Below are 19,143 nucleotides of genomic sequence, written 5' to 3' on the forward strand. Positions count from 1 at the left end.
TGCGATTTTGGGGGAGGCGGGAGGGGGACGAAAATTCGAAAGTTGATGTAAAAATGATTTATCCCGAATTGACGTTAATTACTCGCTGAAAAAAGGTGCAGGATGAATTTTTCCATTCTTCAACGTGAAACGATTTACCAGGGACGCGCATTCGGCGTTGAAAAGGTCCAAATGAGATTACCTGACGGCACCGTCCGCCCCTATGATCTTGTTCAACACAGCGGCTCGGTGACGATTGTACCGCTGGATTCGAACGGCAACCTGCTCTTTGTCAGGCAGTACCGCATCGGAGTTGGGAAAGAATTGCTGGAACTGCCAGCCGGTGTACTGAACGATGCTGAAGACCCACAGACCTGCGCTGCTCGTGAAATCCGCGAGGAAACCGGCATGGCCGCCTCAAACCTGGAACTGCTGGGTGACTTTTATCTGGCTCCCGGCTATTCCAGCGAACACATGTACATCTTTCTTGCCAGCGGGCTTTACCCGTCACCCCTGGAACAGGATGCCGATGAATTTCTCCAGCTGGTTGCCATTCCGGCTGCAGAGGCACTGGAAATGGCTCAAAATGGAGAGCTGCGGGATGCCAAAAGCCTGGCAGCCCTGATGCTGGCGCAGAAACGACTCAAGGGTGATTTGTAAATATGACAGGAAACATATGATTTCAATGACCAATATAACTTACCCATTTGTCCAAGAAAAGATACACTCTCATAGATGAATGTCTGGACACCCAAGCCGGCCGAACATTAAAACAGCCTGACTTTCACAGCAGAAAGCAGGCTGTTTTTGGGATTTCTATCATCTCAAAGTGGAGTTTAACGAAATGACACGACAAAAGATAACCGTAGATGCCAATGAGGCTGTTGCTTATGTAGCCTATCGGCTGAATGAAGTCATCGCCATTTATCCCATTACCCCTTCTTCAGGGATGGGTGAACTGTCCGATGCCTGGGCAGCCGCCAAAATCCCCAACATCTGGGGAACCGTACCGCTGGTCGTGGAAATGCAATCCGAAGGCGGCGCTGCCGGAGCCGTGCACGGCGCTTTGCAAACCGGTTCACTGACCACCACCTTCACCGCCTCGCAGGGCTTGCTGCTGATGATCCCCAACATGTACAAGATTGCCGGCGAATTGACCCCGGCCGTCTTTCATGTTTCAGCCCGCACGGTGGCTACCCACGCCCTTTCCATTTTCGGCGATCACTCGGATGTGATGGCCACCCGCCAGACCGGCTGGGCGCTGCTGGCCTCCCGCTCGCCGCAGGAAGCCCACGACATGGCATTGATTGCTCAAGCGGCTTCGCTGCGCTCACGCATTCCTTTCCTGCACTTCTTCGATGGTTTCCGTACTTCGCACGAAGTCAACAAGATTGAATACCTGAGCGAAGACGACATGCGGGCCATGATTGACATGGAAGCCGTCAGTCAGCACCGCGCCCGTGCCCTCAGCCCGGAACATCCCGTCCTGCGCGGCACAGCCATGAATCCGGATGTATTCTTCCAGGCGCGCGAAGCCATTAACCCCTTCTATAATGCCTGCCCGGCGATTGTCCAGGAAACGATGGATCAATTCGCCAAATTGACCGGACGCGCCTATCATCTATTTGATTACGCCGGTGCGCCGGATGCCGAACGGGTGATCATCCTGATGGGCTCCGGAGCCGAAACCGCTGAAGAAACCGCGCTCTACCTGCAACAGCAGGGTGAAAAGGTTGGGGTGGTTACCGTGCGACTTTACCGGCCGTTCTCTCTGGAAGGGCTGATGAAAGCTCTGCCGGCCAGTGTGCAAAAGATCGCCGTTTTAGACCGCACCAAAGAACCCGGAGCTGCCGGTGAACCGCTCCATGAAGATGTGGTAACCGCCGTTACTGAAGCGGTGCGCACCGGTAAAGCTCCCTTCCAGCAAGTGCCGGTCATGGTAGCCGGGCGGTATGGTCTATCTTCCAAGGAATTTACACCGGGAATGGTCAAAGCCGTCTTTGACGAACTGAAAAGCGAAAATCCGCGCAATCATTTCACGGTGGGCATCGTGGACGATGTCAGCCACACCAGTTTAGATTATGATGCCTCCTTCTCTATCGAACATCCCCAAACCGTGCGGTGTGTCTTCTTCGGTCTGGGCGCAGATGGTACCGTTGGAGCTAATAAAAACTCGATCAAAATCATCGGTGAAGAAACCGACAATTACGCCCAGGGCTATTTTGTGTACGACTCCAAAAAGTCCGGCTCGGTAACCATTTCACACCTGCGTTTTGGCCCCCGCCCGATTCGCGCGCCGTACCTGATTCAACCCGGTCAGGCCAACTTTGTTGCCTGCCACCAGTTCACCTTCCTCGAACGGCTGGATGTATTGAAATACGCTGCACCCGGTGCAGTTTTCCTGCTCAACAGCATCTACCCACCCGATCAGGTTTGGGAACACCTGCCGCGCGAAGTTCAGCAGACCATCATCGAGAAAAACCTGAAATTCTACGTCATTGATGCCTATGAGGTCGCCCAAAAGACCGGCATGGGCGGGCGCATCAACACCATCATGCAGACCTGCTTCTTCGCCATCAGCGGCGTATTGCCGCGCGATGAGGCCATCGCCCAAATCAAAAAGAGCATTGAGAAAACTTACGGCAAACGCGGCGAAGCCGTGGTCAGGCGCAATTTTGAAGCGGTGGATCACACCCTCGACAACCTGTTTGAAGTCAAAGTGCCGGGACGGGTTACCAGCACCTTCAGCCGCCGCAAAGCAGTTGCCGACGAAGCTCCCGCCTTTGTGCGCGAAACGCTGGCGCCCATGATGATTTTTGAGGGCGATACTTTGCCGGTCAGCAAACTGCCGGTGGACGGCACCTTCCCCACTGCAACCGCCCGCTGGGAAAAACGCAACATCGCCCTGGAAATTCCGGTCTGGGATCCGGATGTGTGTATCCAGTGCGGTAAGTGCGCATTGGTGTGTCCGCATGCGGTTATCCGCCAGAAAGTTTATGACCCCAGGTATCTGGAAAATGCGCCGGAAACTTTCAAATCGACTCCCGCCAAATTCAAAGAATTTCCGGGCATGGTATTCACCATTCAGGTAGCACCGGAGGACTGCACCGGTTGCGCGCTGTGCGTGGAAGCCTGCCCCGCCAAGAACAAATCTCAGGTTGGTCTGAAAGCCATCAACATGGCGCCTCAACCGCCGCTGCGCGAAAGCGAACGGGTCAACTGGGAGTTCTTCCTCTCCTTGCCGGAGGTGGACCGCACCGCAATCAGCGTGGGAACTGTCAAAAACTCGCAGCTGCTCGAACCGCTGTTTGAGTTTTCCGGCGCCTGTGCCGGTTGCGGCGAAACGCCGTATGTCAAACTGGTTTCACAATTGTTTGGCGACCGTATCGTGATTGCCAACGCTACCGGCTGCTCCTCGATTTACGGCGGCAATCTGCCCACCACACCTTGGGCGGTCAACCGCGAAGGCCGCGGTCCGGCATGGTCGAACAGCCTGTTCGAGGATAACGCCGAATTTGGTCTGGGTATGCGCCTGACGATTGATAAACAGAGCGAGTTTGCCCGCGAATTGCTGCTGGCGCTGGCTCCTCAACTCGGGCAGGTGCTGGTGGATGCAATCCTGACCGCCGACCAGACCAGTGAAGCGGGCATTAAAGCCCAACGTGAACGGGTTGCCCAGTTGAAGCAGGTACTTCAATCGCTCAAAGACCCGCGCGCTGCCATGCTGCTGGATCTGGCAGACTTTCTGGTGCGCAAGAGCGTGTGGATTATCGGCGGTGACGGTTGGGCATACGATATCGGCTACGGCGGTCTGGATCACGTTCTTGCTTCCGGGCGGGATGTCAACATTCTGGTGCTGGACACCGAGGTGTACTCCAACACCGGTGGACAATCCTCCAAAGCCACACCTCGCGCCGCGGTTGCCAAATTTGCCGCCAACGGTAAGAACCTGCCCAAGAAAGACCTTGGCATGATCGCCATGGCTTACGGCTATGTCTATGTTGCCCGCGTGGCAATGGGTTACAATGACGCCCAAACGCTCAAAGCCTTCCTGGAAGCGGATGCCTACGAAGGACCGTCGCTGATCATTGCTTACAGCCACTGCATTGCCCACGGCATTGATATGCGCAAGGGACTGGATCAGCAAAAACTGGCGGTTCAATCTGGTGTCTGGCCGGTCTTCCGCTACAACCCCATGCTGGCAGAAGAAGGCAAGAATCCCTTGCAGCTGGATTCCCGTGATCCTTCGGTGAAGGTGGAAGATTACGCCTACAATGAAACACGCTACCGCATGTTGCTGCAAAGCGATGAGGCCCGCGCCGAAGCCCTGATGAAACAGGCACGTGAAGACGCCATTCGACGCTGGAAACTCTACCAGCAAATGGCTGCCATTCAGTACAATGGGCATGGCGAAGAGCCTGCCGCCGGCAAGAGTGAGTAAAACAACCCAACAACGTGCGGATGGTTCTTTCCGCACGCTGGCTTAAAATATGACGAGGAGAAATGAATATGGCAGATCTGACCACCACTTATCTGGGTTTAAAACTCAAAAATCCTCTGGTCGCTTCGGCTTCACCGCTTTCTAAAAAAGTTGAAGGGGTGCAGCGACTGGAAGAAGCCGGGATCAGCGCGGTTGTGATGTACTCGCTCTTTGAAGAGCAAATTGTGCATGAAAGTCAGGCGCTCGATCATTACCTGACGCGCGGCAGCGAATCGTTTGCCGAAGCGTTAACCTACTTCCCCGATTTGGAACGCTACAATGTCGGGCCGGAGAGTTATCTGGAACTGATTTACCGCATCAAAAAAGCCGTTCGTATTCCGGTAATTGGCAGTCTGAACGGTATTTCGACCGGCGGCTGGATTAATTACGCCAAACGGATTGAAGAAGCCGGTGCGGACGCCCTTGAACTCAACATCTATTATGTGCCAACCGACCCCAAACTGACCGGTCAGGAACTGGAACAGACCTACGTTCAACTGGTGCGCGATGTGCGCAGCCAGATCAGCATCCCGCTGGCGGTTAAACTCAGCCCGTACTTTTCCGCGCTGCCCAACATGGCTGCTCAACTGGCCGAGGCAGGTGCGAACGGTTTAGTGCTGTTCAACCGCTTCTACCAGCCTGATCTGGATATTGAATCGCTGGAAGTGGTGCCCAATCTGGTGCTGAGCACCTCCGATGAATTGCGCCTGCCGCTGCGCTGGGTGGCAATTCTTTACGGGCGCATCAAAGCCGATCTGGCCCTCTCCAGTGGAGTTCACAGCGCCACAGATGTGGTCAAAGCCCTGATGGCCGGGGCAAATGTGGCAATGACAACTTCCGAATTGCTGGCAAAGGGCATCGGACGCGCCACCGAAATCCTTTCCGATTTGAACAACTGGCTGGATGAATTTGAGTACACCTCTGTCCAGCAGATGATCGGCAGCATGAGCCACAAGGCGGTCGCCGAACCCGCTGCTTTTGAGCGCGCCAACTACATGAAAGCACTCCAAAGTTTCGACAACCGCATTCTCTGGTAAAGGAAACCTGTAGGGACCTTCCTCACGATAAAGTTACTCCCCAGACCAGTAATCAACCACAACCCCGGTGCAGCGAAAAAAAACGCTGCACCGTAATTTTTAATTCCGACGTTTTTCATTGTGATTCGTAATGGTCAATTCAGATCAGCAAGAATAGTAGTTTTTATCCAAAAGGCTCATCCACAGGCAAGCCCGCTAATTTTCCTTCCCGAAGGGTAATTAAGAATTTTTTAATACTTTGCACAAACATTATACAAAAAGGATATATCGTTTGACCAAACTTATACAAAACTTTATACTGTGGACATCAACAAAATCCAAATTTTTGAAATGTGAGGAGAAAAAATGAAACGCTTGATGTTGTTTGCTCTGGTTGCTGTAATGGCTCTGGCTGCCTGTGCGCCTGCCGCCACACCAACGCCAACCGCAATGCCGACCCCAATGCCGATGCCCACCAACACGCCTGCCCCGCAGACGATTGTGGATATTGCCGTTGCGGATGGTCGCTTTACCACCCTGGTTGCTGCGGTTCAGGCTGCCGGTCTGGTGGATACGCTCGCCGGTGAAGGTCCCTTTACCGTTTTTGCCCCCACCGATGATGCCTTTGCCAAGTTGCCGGCAGGCACACTTGAAGAGCTGCTTAAGCCCGAAAACAAGCAGCAGTTGACCGACATCCTGCTCTACCACGTCGTTGCCGGTAAGGTCATGGCTGCTGATGTTGTCAACCTGAGCGAGGCCGAAACCGCCCTTGGCGAGAAGGTCACCATTAAAGTTGAGGATGGCAAGGTCTTCGTCAACGATGCCCAGGTCATCATTACCGACATTGAAGCCTCCAACGGTGTCATCCATGTGATTGATACCGTCATCCTGCCGCCCAGCATGACTGCCGAAGCGCCTAAGGACATCGTAGATATTGCTGTAGCAGACGGTCGCTTTACCACGCTGGTTGCTGCAGTTCAGGCTGCCGGCCTGGTGGATACGCTGAAGAGTGAAGGCCCCTTCACCGTCTTTGCTCCCACTGATGAGGCATTCGCCAAACTGCCTGCCGGAACAATTGAAGCACTGCTCAAACCTGAAAACAAGCAGCAGTTGACCGACATCCTGCTCTACCACGTGCTGCCCGGCAAAGTCATGGCGGCCAGCGTCAGCGATGGCTTGATTGCCGATACCGCCTTGGGCACTTCGGTGTTCTTCAAAGTGGACATGGGCAAGGCCTATATCAATGAAGCTCAGATCATCATTACCGATATTGAAGCTTCTAATGGCGTCATCCATGTGATTGATACCGTCATCCTGCCCAAGGACATTGTGGATGCAGCGGTGTTCAACAAGTTCGAAACGCTGGTTGCCGCGGTACAGGCTGCCGATCTGGTGGAAACCCTGAAGGGTGAAGGTCCGTTCACCGTATTTGCCCCCACCGACGAGGCCTTTGCAAAACTGCCGGCTGGCACACTGGAAAACCTGCTCAAGCCTGAAAACAAGCAGACTTTGACCAATATTCTGCTCTACCACGTGGTGCCCGGTCGTGTGCTGGCTGAGGACGTGGTCAAACTCACTGAGGCAGAAACTGCTCTGGGTCAAAAAGTCACCATCAAGGTTGAGGATGGCAAGGTCTTCATCAACAATGCCCAGGTGATTGTCACCGACATCAAAACCACCAATGGCGTCATTCATGTGATTGACACCGTCATCCTGCCTCAGTAATTCAATCGAATATCCTCTCCTGCAATCCCCCTTGGTGGCAAGAGGATAGATTATCGGTAGGCGAAATCCTGCGGAACACAAAACCGCAGGATTTCGTATTTTTTTTGGGATATGTATAGTATAGAAAAAACGCCCTTCGCGAGAAAGGGCGTTTAATAAACGAACAGGCAGATGATTCCTGATAGGGTTGAGCGGTGGTTTACTCTTCCATAGCCATCGATTCGCCGACCCGGCGCTGGCGGTAGACAATCCTGCCGCGGGTCAGGTCATAAGGCGACATTTCAACCCGCACCCGGTCCCCCAACAAAATGCGAATATAGTACTTGCGCATTCTACCGGAAAGATAGGCAAGCACTTCATGTCCATTGTCGAGCCGCACGCGAAATTGCGTTCCGGGCAGCGCTTCCACAATGGTGCCTTCGACCTGAATCTTGTCTTCTTCTTTTGCCATCATTCCCTCCACACCGGACGACGATGCTCGCCCAACCGGAATCGAAAACCTGAAACTACTCAGCCGAACGTGAAAACTGGCGGCGCTTGATGCGGCGAATGGCCTTTTTCTTCTCCACCCGGCGCAGTTCGCTTTTGGAAATGAACCAACGCTTGCGGCGCACTGTGCTGAGCACACCGCTCTTGACAACCTTCTTGCGAAACCGCTTGAGCAGCTGGTCCTGTGATTCATTTTGTCTGAGCGTAACAACTGTCATTTTTCTCACCTCCCTTCTGGTTCAGGGATGGAACACACAAAAAAACTTCGGCTGCAATTCGCCTACGCAGCCGAAGGAATAAGCACCTGTCGGGATTTTATTCTCGGGAGCATTCGGCGATACAACCTCCAACTAAAAATTAAAACCACTCAATCTCTTAAATCGAATGTTCAGGCGGTTCTTAACCGCTCACGACCCTAATTATAACCATCCTTTAAGAAATTGTCAAATCAACTTGATTTTCAGGATGGTTCTAAAAATCATTGCCCGCCTGAAAACTTCATGGTATAATCTGCCCTCGCGTCAAAGACGCAGGGTAAGAATTCATTGGAAGGAATTGCACCATGGAAGATATTTTGAAATCCGTAGAGGCAGCGGTCAATCCCAACATTCCGGAATTGAAAACCGGGGATACCGTTTCTGTGCACGTCAAAATCAAAGAGGGCAACCGCGAACGTATTCAGGAGTTCAAGGGCACCGTTCTGTATATCCACAATAACGGTAACAACTCCACCTTCACGGTGCGGCGAATTGCCAGCAACGGTATTGGTGTGGAACGCACTTTCCTGTTCCGCTCCCCGCGCATTGACCGTGTGGTGGTTGAACGCCACAGCCGTGTGCGTCGTTCACGCCTGTACTTCCTGCGCGACCGCACCGGCAAGAGCGCACGCCTCAAACAAAAGTTTAACTAGTCCTCTCTACCGCATTCCAAACCGGAGGGCGCAGTCAAACGCTGGCTGCGCCCTTTTTGAGTAAAATATCCATGAGTCATTTGCCCATGAAAACTCCCCTGATTGGCCTCTCCACCGAACGATTAATTATCCATGACCCCATCGTCAGCGTGGGTGCAAAGGAAGCCTACGCCCGCGCCATTCTAAAGGCCGGCGGTATTCCCCTCCTAATCCCTGTCGGGCTGAGTCTGACCCAATTGCGAGAATTGTTCCAGCGTCTGGACGGGATTTTGCTGGTCGGCGGCGGTGATCTTGACCCGGCGCTCTTCAACGGTGAACCTCACCCGCGGGTTTATGACGTGGATCCCGCCCGCGATGAGATGGAAATTGAACTGGTTCGCATGGCTGCCCGCGACCAGAAACCCCTGTTGGGTATCTGCCGCGGAGCACAGGTGATTAATGTCGCTTTGGGCGGCAGCCTTTACACCGATATTGCCGACCAGCTCAAAGGCGCACTGAAACATGATTATTTTCCGGGCTATCCGCGCGATACGCTTGCTCACAAAGTTAAAATCATGGATCGAACCCGGCTGGAAAAAATCATTGGCGAGGATGAGATTCAAGTCAACAGCCTTCACCATCAGGGGCTGGCGCGCATCGGCGAGGAACTGCGCGTCAGCGCATGGTCACCGGATGGGCTGGCAGAGGCGGTCGAACTGCTTGGCCACCGCTTTCTGATGGGCGTTCAGTGGCACCCCGAATGGCTGACCCAGAATCCCCGTCACTTTGCCCTGTTTGATTCTTTCATTCAGGCTGCCGGGGAAAATGAGGCATGAATCACCCAGCCGCCATCGGAATTTTTGACTCGGGAGTGGGTGGCCTTTCGGTTTACCGTGCCATCCGTGAGATTCTCCCGGCTCAGCCGGTCATCTACTTTGCCGATCAGCAGCACGTTCCCTACGGCAGCCGTCCCCTGGAGGAAGTGCGGGATTTTTCCGAAGCGATCACCCATTTTTTGATTCAACACGGTGCAGGTCTGATTGTGGTAGCCTGCAACACCGCTTCGGCTGCCGCTTTGCACCACCTGCGTGCCGTTTTTCCCCACATTCCCTTTGTCGGGATGGAACCGGCGGTGAAACCGGCTGCCGAAACCACCCGCAGCGGCAAGGTCGGCGTACTGGCCACCCCTGCCACCTTCCAGGGGGCTTTATATGCTTCGGTAGTCGAGCGCTTTGCCTCCGGCGTGAAAATTATGTCCGATACCTGTAACGGTCTGGTGCAGGAAATTGAAGCCGGCCGCTTGAACGGCAATTCTGCCCGTCACATTCTTGAAACTGCGCTTACCCCCATGCTGCGCGAAGGGATTGACACCGTCGTACTGGGCTGCACCCACTACCCCTTTGTAATTCCACTGATTGAAGAAATCTGCGGAGCTGGTGTGCGGGTCATTGACCCCGCCCCGGCGGTTGCCCGCCAGACCCGCCGCCTGCTTGAACGGCACAACCTGCTGGCTGAAGGGGATCAGCCGGGAGAGGTACATTTTTACACCAGCGGCGACCCACTCACGCTGCGCCGGCAGGTTAGTGCTCTGTTGGGCGAGCATGGACGGTATCATGCCGCCCGCTGGGAAGATAGCCACATTCTCGCACCTGAACCCAGCCTCTGAAAGATGCCCGCCTTCTAACAGATTGGACAAGAAGGCATTGGAGACTACGGTTTCTGGTATACTCAAACCTAATCAGGAGGCGCACCAGCATGGCGCATACAGAAATTGAACTTGATCCGGTCACTCACATCACCACGGATGCAATTGGCAAACCCGGACAACGGGTTTTTTATATCCAGGCCCGCCAGGATGACGAGGTAGTAACCTTACTGGTGGAAAAAGTGCAGATTCAAACGCTGGCAATCGGTGTGGAGCAATTCTTCACCGAAATTGCCAGCCGGTATCCGCAATTACCGCCGGCCTCCGGTGAGTATAACGAAGCCGAAATGCACATTCAGCCGCCAGTCGATCCGCTCTTTCGGGTGGGTGAACTGGGGCTGGCCTACGATCCGGAGCGCGACATGGCCTGCCTGATCGCCCATGAGGTGCTGTCCGACCAGATCAGCGAAGAGGATGCCGGTGTTGCCCGCTTCTGGTGCACCCGCTCACAGCTGCTGGCGCTGAGTTTATGGGGCATTGAAGTCGCCAACCGCGGACGGCCGATTTGTCCGCAATGCGGTGAACCGATGGATCCGGAGGGACATTTTTGCCCCAAGAAAAACGGTCATAAACATTAATCCTGCAAGAATTGAGCCTGCAGGGGTTTTTGGGATTATTGGTAAATGAATGTCGAGGACATCCCGCAGATTCTCACTACCCTTCAAACAGGAAAAATGACCCTGCGCGGTCAATTTGTGCATGGTTCCAACTACACCTTTCTCGCTTCAATTGTCCAGGCTGACAGAGAATATCCTGCGGTGTATAAACCGGTGCGCGGTGAACAACCGTTGTGGGACTTTCCGGCTGGCAGCCTTTCAGGTAGGGAAGTGGCAGCCTTTCTGGTCAGTCAGGCCCTTGGCTGGCAGCTGGTTCCACCCACCGTTTACCGCCGTAAAGCCCCGCTTGGCCCCGGTTCGGTACAGTTCTATATTGAACACAACCCTGAATATCATTATTTTTCCTTCACCCCCGAAGATAAGCAGCGCCTGCGCCCGGTAGCCTTGTTTGATCTGGTCGTCAACAATGCCGACCGAAAAGGCGGCCACATTCTCGTGGACGAGAACCAGCACCTTTGGTTGATTGACCACGGCATCTGTTTTCATGTCGAGGACAAACTGCGTACGGTCATCTGGGATTTTGCCGGTGAACCAATCCCGCCCGACTTACTGGCAGATTTAACCCGCCTGCTCAATGAACTCGAACGGGCCGGCGATCTGGTAGAGCAGTTAAAACCCTATCTTTCGCCGGCAGAAATCCGCGCGCTGGAACGCCGCACCCGCCGGTTGGTGGAAAATGGCTGCTTTCCACATCCGGCAGCCAGCCGCCGCCCCTACCCCTGGCCGCCGGTTTAACCCTTTTTCTGTCCGTTTTCATCCCGCAACGCAAGCGGGCGCATCCCATTGAAAGTTACCAGCAACGAGACGCCCATATCGGCCAAAACAGCCATCCACATGGTTGTCCACCCGGCCAGCGCCAGCAAAATGAAAATGGCTTTGGTTACCAGACTGAACGCAATGTTTTGATGGATAATGCGCTGTGCCAGCCGCGCCAAACGCACGGCGAACGGCAGCCGGTTCAAACCTTCTGACATCAGCACCACATCGGCGGTTTCCATCGCCTGTGCCGAAGCCGCGCCGCCCATTGCAATTCCAACCGTCGCCGCCGCCAGGGCGGGGGTATCATTAATGCCATCTCCAACCATTGCCACCGCCAGATGGCGGGAGCGTAATTCCTGTACCAGGCGGGTTTTGTCCTCCGGCAGTAAGCCGGCGTAAATCTGCTGTACACCCACCTGTCCGCCAACCGCCTGTGCCGCAGCCGGGTTATCGCCGGTGAGCATGACCGGCTCAACCCCCAACCCTTTCAATTGCCGCACCACCCGCTCACTTTCCGGACGCAGGGCATCGCTGACTGCCAGATAGCCCCGCACCCGTTCCCCATCACACACCAGCATGGTGGTATGCCCCAGTTTCTCGGCCGATTCAACCCAGCGGCACAATTCATCCGAATGCGGATGCTCGACCTCAAACAGGCGATGGCTGCCAATGGTAGCCGTCTGCCCGTTGATTTTGCCTTGCAGCCCAATCCCGTTCAGGGTGAGAACGGTCTCGGCCGGCGGATAGCGGCCATCCAATCCGCGCTCAGCCGCCGCGCGAACCACCGCCTGCGCCAGCGGATGACGGCTGCGCCGCTCCAGCGCACACGCCAGCGCCAGCACATCCTGACACTTTTCGCAATCTCCGCCGTCCGCGCAATCCACCGAGCGGTAATTTGTCACCACCGGTGTTCCACGTGTGAGCGTACCGGTTTTGTCGAAAGCTACCGCGCGAACCCGGCTGAGGGCTTCCAGAAATGCACCACCCTTGAACAAAATGCCTTTTTGCGCACCTGCCGCAATGGCACTGACTACCGTTACCGGGGTGGAAATGACCAGCGCACACGGGCAGCCAATCACCAGCAGCGCCAGACCGCGGTACAGCCAGCCGCGGGTGCCGTCCGGCAGGTTCAGCAAAGGCTGGCCGAACACCAGCGGTGGAACTACGGCTACCAGCACCGCCAGCACCAGCATGGCCGGGGTGTAATAGCGTGCAAAGCGATCCACAAAGCGCTGGGCAGGCGCTTTGGAAGCCTGAGCTTCTTCTACCAACCGGATGATGCGGTTGAGGGTGTTATCGGCTGCCAGCCGGCTCACTTCCACTTCCAGCACCGTGTTGCCGTTGATGCTGCCGGCAAACACCTCATCACCGGGAGCTTTCTCTACCGGCAGGCTCTCGCCTGTGATGGGTGCCTGGTTGACCGCCCCAAAACCGCTGCTCACCACACCATCCGTGGGAATACGCTCACCGGCAGGGATGATCACACGATCACCAATCTGTAAATCATCCACGGCAACTCGTTCCTCGCCGTTTTGTGTCAGGCGCAAAGCAGTTTGCGGGGCAAGCCCGGAGAGGAGTTGAATCGAACGGCGGGCACGCTCGCTGCTGTAGCCCTCCAGCGCTTCTGCGATGGCAAACAAAAAGATGAGCGAAGCGGCTTCCGGATATTCGCCAATCACAACCGCTCCGATTGCCGCAACGGTCATCAAAAAATTCATATTGAAATCGCGGTTGATCCACAAGTTCATCAGCGCACTGCGCGCAATGGGATAACCGGCCAAAACCAGCGCAAACAATTGCACGGTAGTAGTCAGCCAGCCCGGCAGATTCACCGCAGAAAACAAAAATGAAATCGCGATCAGTCCCCCGCCCAGCAAGGCAAGGCGAGTCTCGCGACTGGAAAACAGGTAGCGCATCAATCCCGGCAGGAAAGCTTCCACTGTCTTTTCAGAAGCCGTGCCAGCCGAATCCTCTACCAAACGGTAACCGAGCTGCTCAACCCGCTGCTGAACGGCCTGGCGGCTGATTTGTCCTTCGACGGTCAACAACGCCGTACTGAAATTCAATTCAGCCCGTTCCACTCCCTTGAGTTGACGAACCCCCTTTTCAATTTTCAATGCGCAATCGGCGCAGTCCATCCCTTCAATGCGGTAACGTTGTTCAGCCATGATTCGATGCAATCTCCTTCATGCTTTTCTCCGGATGGCGGATGTGTTCCCATCCCATGCGGAACAGGTGCTCAACATGTTCGTCATCCAGTGAGTAATAAACCACCCGCCCTTCCTTGCGGTAGCGCACCAGACTCAAACTGCGCAGCAGGCGCAACTGGTGCGAGACCGCACTCTGGCTCATGCCAAGCGCTGCAGCCAGATCATGAACACACAATTCGCCAGCCAGCAAAGCGGAAATCAACCGTACCCGGCTGGGATCGGAGAGCGCGGCAAAGACCTGCGCCAGGCGCGTAGCCGTCCAGCCGTCCACCATGGAATCGAGGGCACGTTCAACCGCTTCGCGGTGAATGTGGTTATCCGAACATTTTGGGTTAAAAGAGTGGTTCATTTGATCACTTTTCGCCAATTCAATGAATATATGAGCATATTTTCATATATTATACCTCTCAGAAATCTTTTGTCAACCCCATCTTATGGGAAAATCCAATTGTGACATTTATCACTTGTATTCTTTCCAAAAGTCATTATTCTTTAAGACAAAGAGATGATGATCCTGCTCTGAGCCATCACTTCTTTCCTCCGATCCATTGATTCCCTGGGTGGATAAATGGACGTTAGGGCATGAAGGGTAACTTTCATTGCCTGCCGTTTTGCAAAGGAGGACAACCCGCGTTTCAAAGCGAGGGCTGTTCTCCTTTTTACCGCTCCAGAACATGCTCTCAATCAATCCAGGATTCGCTCTATCAACCTAACCCAAAAGGAGGTCCGTATTTCGCAGGCAAGTCCAGAATCAAGTTTGATAATCGTCTAACCCAAACCTCAAGGTAAGAAAACCCAGTTTCAAAAAAGGAGGAAGCGATGTATCTTGTACGCGTAAATATGACCGACCGCACCTATCAGGTCACCGAAGTGCCGGAAAAATACAAATACCTGGCCGGGCGCGCCTTGACCTCGAACATTGTCGCAGACGAGGTTCCACCACTTGCCCACCCGCTTGGGCCAAACAACAAACTGGTCTTTTCGGCTGGCTTCGTCACCGGCACCAGCGCACCCACCGCGGCGCGCATTTCGGTGGGCGGAAAATCTCCGCTCACCGGCGGCATCAAGGAAGCCAATGCCGGGGCAGCCTGGGGCGCTGATCTTGCCGTGATGCGCATCCGCGGCTTGATTATCGAAGGTCAGCCAAAAGAGAAGGACCGGTTCTGGGGGCTGCACATTACCTGGGACGGCAAACCCAAGGTTGAATTCGTTGACGCCACTCCATACACTGGCAAGGTGCTTTCTCAGATTTATCCACCCCTTTATGAAAAATTTGGTGAACGCGTCTCTATTTGCAGCGTAGGCGCCGCAGCCGAATATGGTTATTGCAATTCGGGCGTTGTGTTCAATGACCAGTCCAAACGGCCTTCGCGTTATGCCGGACGCGGCGGCCTGGGAGCCGTGATGGCTTCTAAAGGCGTCAAATTCATTGTTCTTGACCGGCAGGGTGCCCCGGGTGTGGAAATTGCCGATAAAGCCCTCTTTGAGGAGGGACGCAAGAAGATGATTGAGGCTTTGCGCACGCATGCCATCACCAAACCCAAAGGCGGGCTCAACTCATACGGCACCGCAATTCTGATTAACATCATGAACGAAGCCGGCGGCCTGCCCACCAAGAACTTCAGCAGCGGCCGCTTTGAAGAAGCCCCCAAGATCGCCGGTGAGGCCATCTTCGAAACCAACAAAGACCGCAAAGGCAAAGAAATCTTCAACCATGCCTGCAGCCCTGGCTGCATCATCCAGTGCTCCAACACCGTCTATGCCGAAGATGGCAGCGAAATCACCTCCTGCCTGGAATACGAATCGGCCTGGTCGCTGGGCGCTAATTTGGGCATCGGTAATTTGGATGATGTCGCGCTGATGAATCACCTGTGCAATGACTACGGCTTGGATACCATCGAAACCGGCACTACGCTGGGGGTTGCCATGGAAGCCGGCGTTATCCCGTTTGGAGACAGCAAGGCTGCAATTAACCTCATCCACGAAATGGGCAAAGGCACCCAGCTGGGGCGCATTCTGGGCGCAGGAACCGAGACAACCGGCAAAGTATTTGGGGTAACTCATGTCCCCGTCGTCAAAGGTCAATCCATCCCGGCTTACGAACCGCGCGCGGTCAAGGGCATTGGCATCACTTACGCCACTTCCACGATGGGCGCCGATCACACCGCCGGTTATACCATTGCCCCCGAAATTCTGGGCGTGATGGGAAAAGTGGATCCCTTAACCCCAGAGGGGAAGGCTGCACTCAGCCGCGCCTTCCAGGCTACCACCGCCTTCATCGATTCCAGCGGGCACTGCCTGTTCATTGCCTTTGCCATTCTGGATATCGCCAGTGGTTATCAGGGTATGATCGAAGAAATTAACGGTGTGCTGGGCACCAACTGGACTGCCGATGATGTCCTCAAGTTCGGAGCGGAGGTGCTAAAGGTTGAACGGAAGTTCAACGAAGCCGCCGGCATCAGCAAAGCCGCCGACCGGCTGCCCGAATTCATGACCCGCGACCCGCTGCCCCCACACAACACGGTCTTTGATGTGCCGGAGGAAGCCCTCGATTCCGTGTATGCGGAACTCTAAACATCCGACCGGGTCTGTTTTTGGTTATCGGTAGATAACAGGAATGTCATTGCGAACCGCTTTAGGCGGCGAAGCAAAAAAGCGCTCAATTCACCCCCGTCGACTCCATGTCGGTTTCGCAATGACATTCCAGATTAATCATGGCTGAAAGGTGTAGAGTCTGTTCATGAAGATTAAACTTGACCAGCAGGGTAATTTGAAATTTCCCGCCCAATTTTTACAGCGGCGCAACCTGAGCGCTCCGCTGGAGTTTTGGTTATTCGAACGGGAAGGCGAACCCATTCTCCTGCCGCGCCTGCCCAATTTGCGTAAGTTATATATCGAAGTCACCACAGGCTGCAACTTACAATGCCGCTTTTGTATGCGCAACATCTGGGATGACCCGATTGCCCTGATGACACAGGATATCTTCGATGCTGTTGCTGCCCGCCTGCCGTATTTGCCTGAATTGGAAGAGGTTGTTTTTACCAGTTTTGGCGAACCGCTTACCCATCCAAACATTTTGAAAATGATTGAAACCTTCACCAGCCGCGGCCTGCGGGTGACGTTGGGTTCAAATGGTATTTTGCTCAATCCCAAAATCGTCAGCGAATTGATGAGATTGGGAGTTTATCGGATCATGGTTTCGATTGACGGGGCGCAAGCCGAAACGTTTCATGATTTACGCGGCGCAAATCTTCAACAGATTATCGCCAATCTGGATTACTTAAAAGAATTAAAAAAACAACATGCCACCCGCCTGCCCGAGTTGGGGGTGGAGTTCGTCATTCTCAAATCCAACGCCAGCGAGCTCCCTGCACTGGTACGATTGGCATCCAGTTTAGGCGCTGCGCGGCTGATCGTCAGCAACGTGCTGGCCTACACCGAGGACATGGTGGATCAAACCCTATATGGTTACGCCCCTGTTGATTCGGTCAAGGGCTTCGGGTTTCCAAACCTGGGATCGGGCTGGTGGTTGTGGAGTTTCATGGAAATGCCAAGGATGCACTGGGGCGCTGAAAGACGCTGCCGCTTCATCCACGACCGAGCCACCGTGGTCGGATGGGACGGCGGCGTATCACCCTGTTATGCTCTTTCTCACAATTATTCCTACTATACACTGGATGGCGTCAAGAAAAAAGTCAATCGTTATGTTCTGGGAAATGTCACCCAGACCCCGCTGGACGAAATCTGGGTATCAGAAGAATACATGCAATATCGCAGTGAAGTGGCCGTTTATCACTTCCCTTCCTGTCCGGATTGCGACCTGCGCAGCACCTGCGATCTGCGTCAGATCAACGAAGGCTGCTGGGGTCTAAATCCCTCCTGTGCCGACTGTCTCTGGTCTCAGGATATCATTCGCTGCCCATGAAAATCAAGGTCAAACTTTACGCAACTTTCAGCCGCTATCATCCCGGCACCCTGGCCGGCACACCTTTTGAGGTTGATCTGCCGGCAGGCTCAACCCTGCGGGATTTAATCAACCATCTTGAAATCCCGGAAAGTGAAGTTAAAGTGTGCTTTGTCAATGCCCGCATTCAAGAACTGGATGCGGATTTGAATGAGGGGGATGAAGTGGGTATCTTTCCGCCGGTGGGAGGTGGCTAATTGAACACCATCATTGTAGATACCTGGTTGTATGGCGAACTGGCCCGTTTTGGCGGCAACCCGCAAGAACGGATTTTTGCAAACCGCAAGATCAGTTTGCCGGAGGGGGCACGACTGCGGGATTTGCTCGATGTTCTTGGAATGGACACACAGGAACGGGGTATCACTTTCATTAACGGACAATTGAGCGCCATGCCCGGTTTGCAGCCCGATTTAGATCACCCCTTGCGGGATGGCGACCGGGTAGCCTTCTTCCATCTGCGCTCGATGTGGCCGTTCCAATACCGCCATGGCGTAAGCATGGTTCAAGAAATGCAGAAAGCCATCATCGAAACCGACCAGATGGGTTTGCACCACGCCTATAGTAAAGAGCAGCTAAAAGAATAACCCCTTGACTGCATAGAATCAGATACAAGCAGGTTCAACCCACCCCGTCAGGCGGGCTGATTAAATTTTGAAAATTTCACGTGCTTCTAATCGTTTCGCGCTAAAAGCCGACGCATGTTAACGTTCGTTTAATCCTGGCTATTATTGCAACCCGAGAGGGTATATTAACGTAAGTAGGATGTCCATAGATTAGAAAAAGGAGTATTGAAATGATCACGAACCAAAGAAAATTTTGGGCTTGCCTGATAACCTTCTTGGCACTGTTCCTGACCTCAATGTTCATCTTCGTGCGACCGGTAGAGGCAACTGTAATTGATGATGATGGCAGCTTGCCGGCTAACGAAACCATCAATGACGATCTGCTCATCTCTGCCAGAGATGTGATTCTGGATGGCACCGTCAACGGAACAGTTATTGCCGCCGGAAACCGCGTGATCGTCAACGGCACCATCAACGGCGACCTGTTCATGTTCGGCTCAGATGTGATTCTTTCCGAGAGCGGCAAGGTGGCCGGCAATCTTTTTGGAGCAGCCCGTTACATGGAGGTGCGCGGCAATGTCGGTGGAAGCGTGTTCGGCGGCAGCGCTGCTTTGCTCATAGGCAATAACGCAAAAATTGGAAGAAATGTATATTACGGCGGTTACAGTCTGGAAAGCATGGCCGGTTCCAGCGTGAACACCGACACCTTTGTGGGTGTGTATCAGGCAATCTTAAACGGAGAAATAA

General features: G+C 54.0%; 17 protein-coding genes, 1 pseudogene and 1 riboswitch. Of the genes and pseudogenes, 14 read left to right on the top strand and 4 right to left on the bottom strand.

The genetic code is table 11. The annotated features are described in order from the left end of the window. Positions 1-171: 171 nt before the first annotated feature. The 4 genes from ACWIZX_RS11740 (at position 172) to ACWIZX_RS11755 (ending at position 7,200) form a co-directional block, all read left to right on the top strand. Positions 172-639: an NUDIX hydrolase gene (locus ACWIZX_RS11740; protein ID WP_448335905.1), complete on the top strand. Its 468-nt coding sequence runs from the start codon at positions 172-174 to the stop codon at positions 637-639. Positions 640-823: 184 nt separating this feature from the next. Beyond that, entirely contained in the window at positions 824-4,420 is a 3,597-nt protein-coding gene (gene nifJ / locus ACWIZX_RS11745; RefSeq protein WP_448335906.1) for a pyruvate:ferredoxin (flavodoxin) oxidoreductase, read from the top strand. A 68-nt stretch (positions 4,421-4,488) separates the two neighbouring features. Then, entirely contained in the window at positions 4,489-5,496 is a 1,008-nt protein-coding gene (locus tag ACWIZX_RS11750; protein WP_448335907.1) for a dihydroorotate dehydrogenase-like protein, read from the top strand. Positions 5,497-5,841: 345 nt separating this feature from the next. Continuing rightward, the gene (locus tag ACWIZX_RS11755; RefSeq protein ID WP_448335908.1) at positions 5,842-7,200 is read left to right on the top strand and encodes a fasciclin domain-containing protein; all 1,359 of its coding nucleotides are present in this window, start codon (positions 5,842-5,844) and stop codon (positions 7,198-7,200) included. A gap of 199 nt (positions 7,201-7,399) precedes the next feature. Here the strand turns inward: ACWIZX_RS11755 and infA are convergent, their stop codons facing one another. Next, positions 7,400-7,651 carry a translation initiation factor IF-1 gene (gene infA, locus ACWIZX_RS11760; protein WP_322791358.1) on the bottom strand — a complete coding sequence of 84 codons (252 nt, stop codon included), beginning with the start codon at positions 7,649-7,651 and terminating at the stop codon, positions 7,400-7,402. A gap of 55 nt (positions 7,652-7,706) precedes the next feature. Next, positions 7,707-7,907, bottom strand: a complete 201-nt coding sequence (gene rpsU, locus ACWIZX_RS11765) for a 30S ribosomal protein S21 (protein WP_061914004.1) — start codon at positions 7,905-7,907, stop codon at positions 7,707-7,709. A gap of 344 nt (positions 7,908-8,251) precedes the next feature. Here rpsU and rplS point away from each other — a divergent pair, with 344 nt between their 5' ends. The 5 genes from rplS to ACWIZX_RS11790 all read left to right on the top strand — a co-directional run bounded on the left by rplS (position 8,252) and on the right by ACWIZX_RS11790 (position 11,635). Beyond that, positions 8,252-8,599: a 50S ribosomal protein L19 gene (gene rplS, locus ACWIZX_RS11770; RefSeq protein ID WP_322791348.1), complete on the top strand. Its 348-nt coding sequence runs from the start codon at positions 8,252-8,254 to the stop codon at positions 8,597-8,599. A gap of 86 nt (positions 8,600-8,685) precedes the next feature. Then, entirely contained in the window at positions 8,686-9,414 is a 729-nt protein-coding gene (locus ACWIZX_RS11775; RefSeq protein WP_448335909.1) for a gamma-glutamyl-gamma-aminobutyrate hydrolase family protein, read from the top strand. Next, on the top strand, positions 9,411-10,244 hold the full coding sequence (gene murI, locus ACWIZX_RS11780) for a glutamate racemase (RefSeq protein WP_448335910.1): 834 nt from the start codon (positions 9,411-9,413) through the stop codon (positions 10,242-10,244). Before ACWIZX_RS11775 ends, murI begins: the two co-directional genes overlap by 4 nt. Before the next feature lie 89 nt (positions 10,245-10,333). Then, positions 10,334-10,861: a DUF3090 domain-containing protein gene (locus ACWIZX_RS11785; protein WP_322791351.1), complete on the top strand. Its 528-nt coding sequence runs from the start codon at positions 10,334-10,336 to the stop codon at positions 10,859-10,861. 45 nt (positions 10,862-10,906) lie between these two features. After that, on the top strand, positions 10,907-11,635 hold the full coding sequence (locus ACWIZX_RS11790; RefSeq protein WP_322791352.1) for an SCO1664 family protein: 729 nt from the start codon (positions 10,907-10,909) through the stop codon (positions 11,633-11,635). On the opposite strand, the gene ACWIZX_RS11795 is transcribed toward ACWIZX_RS11790, so the two are convergent. Next, the gene (locus tag ACWIZX_RS11795; RefSeq protein ID WP_322791353.1) at positions 11,632-13,827 is read right to left on the bottom strand and encodes a heavy metal translocating P-type ATPase; all 2,196 of its coding nucleotides are present in this window, start codon (positions 13,825-13,827) and stop codon (positions 11,632-11,634) included. The two genes, ACWIZX_RS11790 and ACWIZX_RS11795, sit on opposite strands and share 4 nt — an antisense overlap. Continuing rightward, positions 13,820-14,218, bottom strand: coding sequence for an ArsR/SmtB family transcription factor (locus ACWIZX_RS11800; protein ID WP_322791354.1), 399 nt, complete (start codon positions 14,216-14,218; stop codon positions 13,820-13,822). The genes ACWIZX_RS11795 and ACWIZX_RS11800 overlap by 8 nt, the downstream gene beginning before the upstream one ends. 177 nt (positions 14,219-14,395) lie before the next feature. Next, a riboswitch (molybdenum cofactor riboswitch) is annotated at positions 14,396-14,506 on the top strand. Positions 14,507-14,688: 182 nt separating this feature from the next. Between ACWIZX_RS11800 and ACWIZX_RS11805 the strand changes: the two genes are divergently transcribed. The 5 genes and pseudogenes from ACWIZX_RS11805 to ACWIZX_RS11825 all read left to right on the top strand — a co-directional run. Continuing rightward, on the top strand, positions 14,689-16,443 hold the full coding sequence (locus ACWIZX_RS11805; protein WP_448335911.1) for an aldehyde ferredoxin oxidoreductase family protein: 1,755 nt from the start codon (positions 14,689-14,691) through the stop codon (positions 16,441-16,443). Between the two features lie 166 nt (positions 16,444-16,609). Further along, complete coding sequence (locus tag ACWIZX_RS11810) at positions 16,610-17,794, top strand: tungsten cofactor oxidoreductase radical SAM maturase (protein ID WP_448335912.1); 1,185 nt, start codon at positions 16,610-16,612, stop codon at positions 17,792-17,794. Continuing rightward, complete coding sequence (locus tag ACWIZX_RS11815; protein ID WP_448335913.1) at positions 17,791-18,030, top strand: MoaD/ThiS family protein; 240 nt, start codon at positions 17,791-17,793, stop codon at positions 18,028-18,030. Before ACWIZX_RS11810 ends, ACWIZX_RS11815 begins: the two co-directional genes overlap by 4 nt. After that, on the top strand, positions 18,031-18,417 hold the full coding sequence (locus ACWIZX_RS11820; RefSeq protein WP_448335914.1) for a MoaD/ThiS family protein: 387 nt from the start codon (positions 18,031-18,033) through the stop codon (positions 18,415-18,417). A gap of 209 nt (positions 18,418-18,626) precedes the next feature. After that, positions 18,627-19,143: pseudogene (locus tag ACWIZX_RS11825) on the top strand (hypothetical protein); the annotation flags it as partial.

Source organism: Bellilinea sp. (assembly GCF_053501535.1).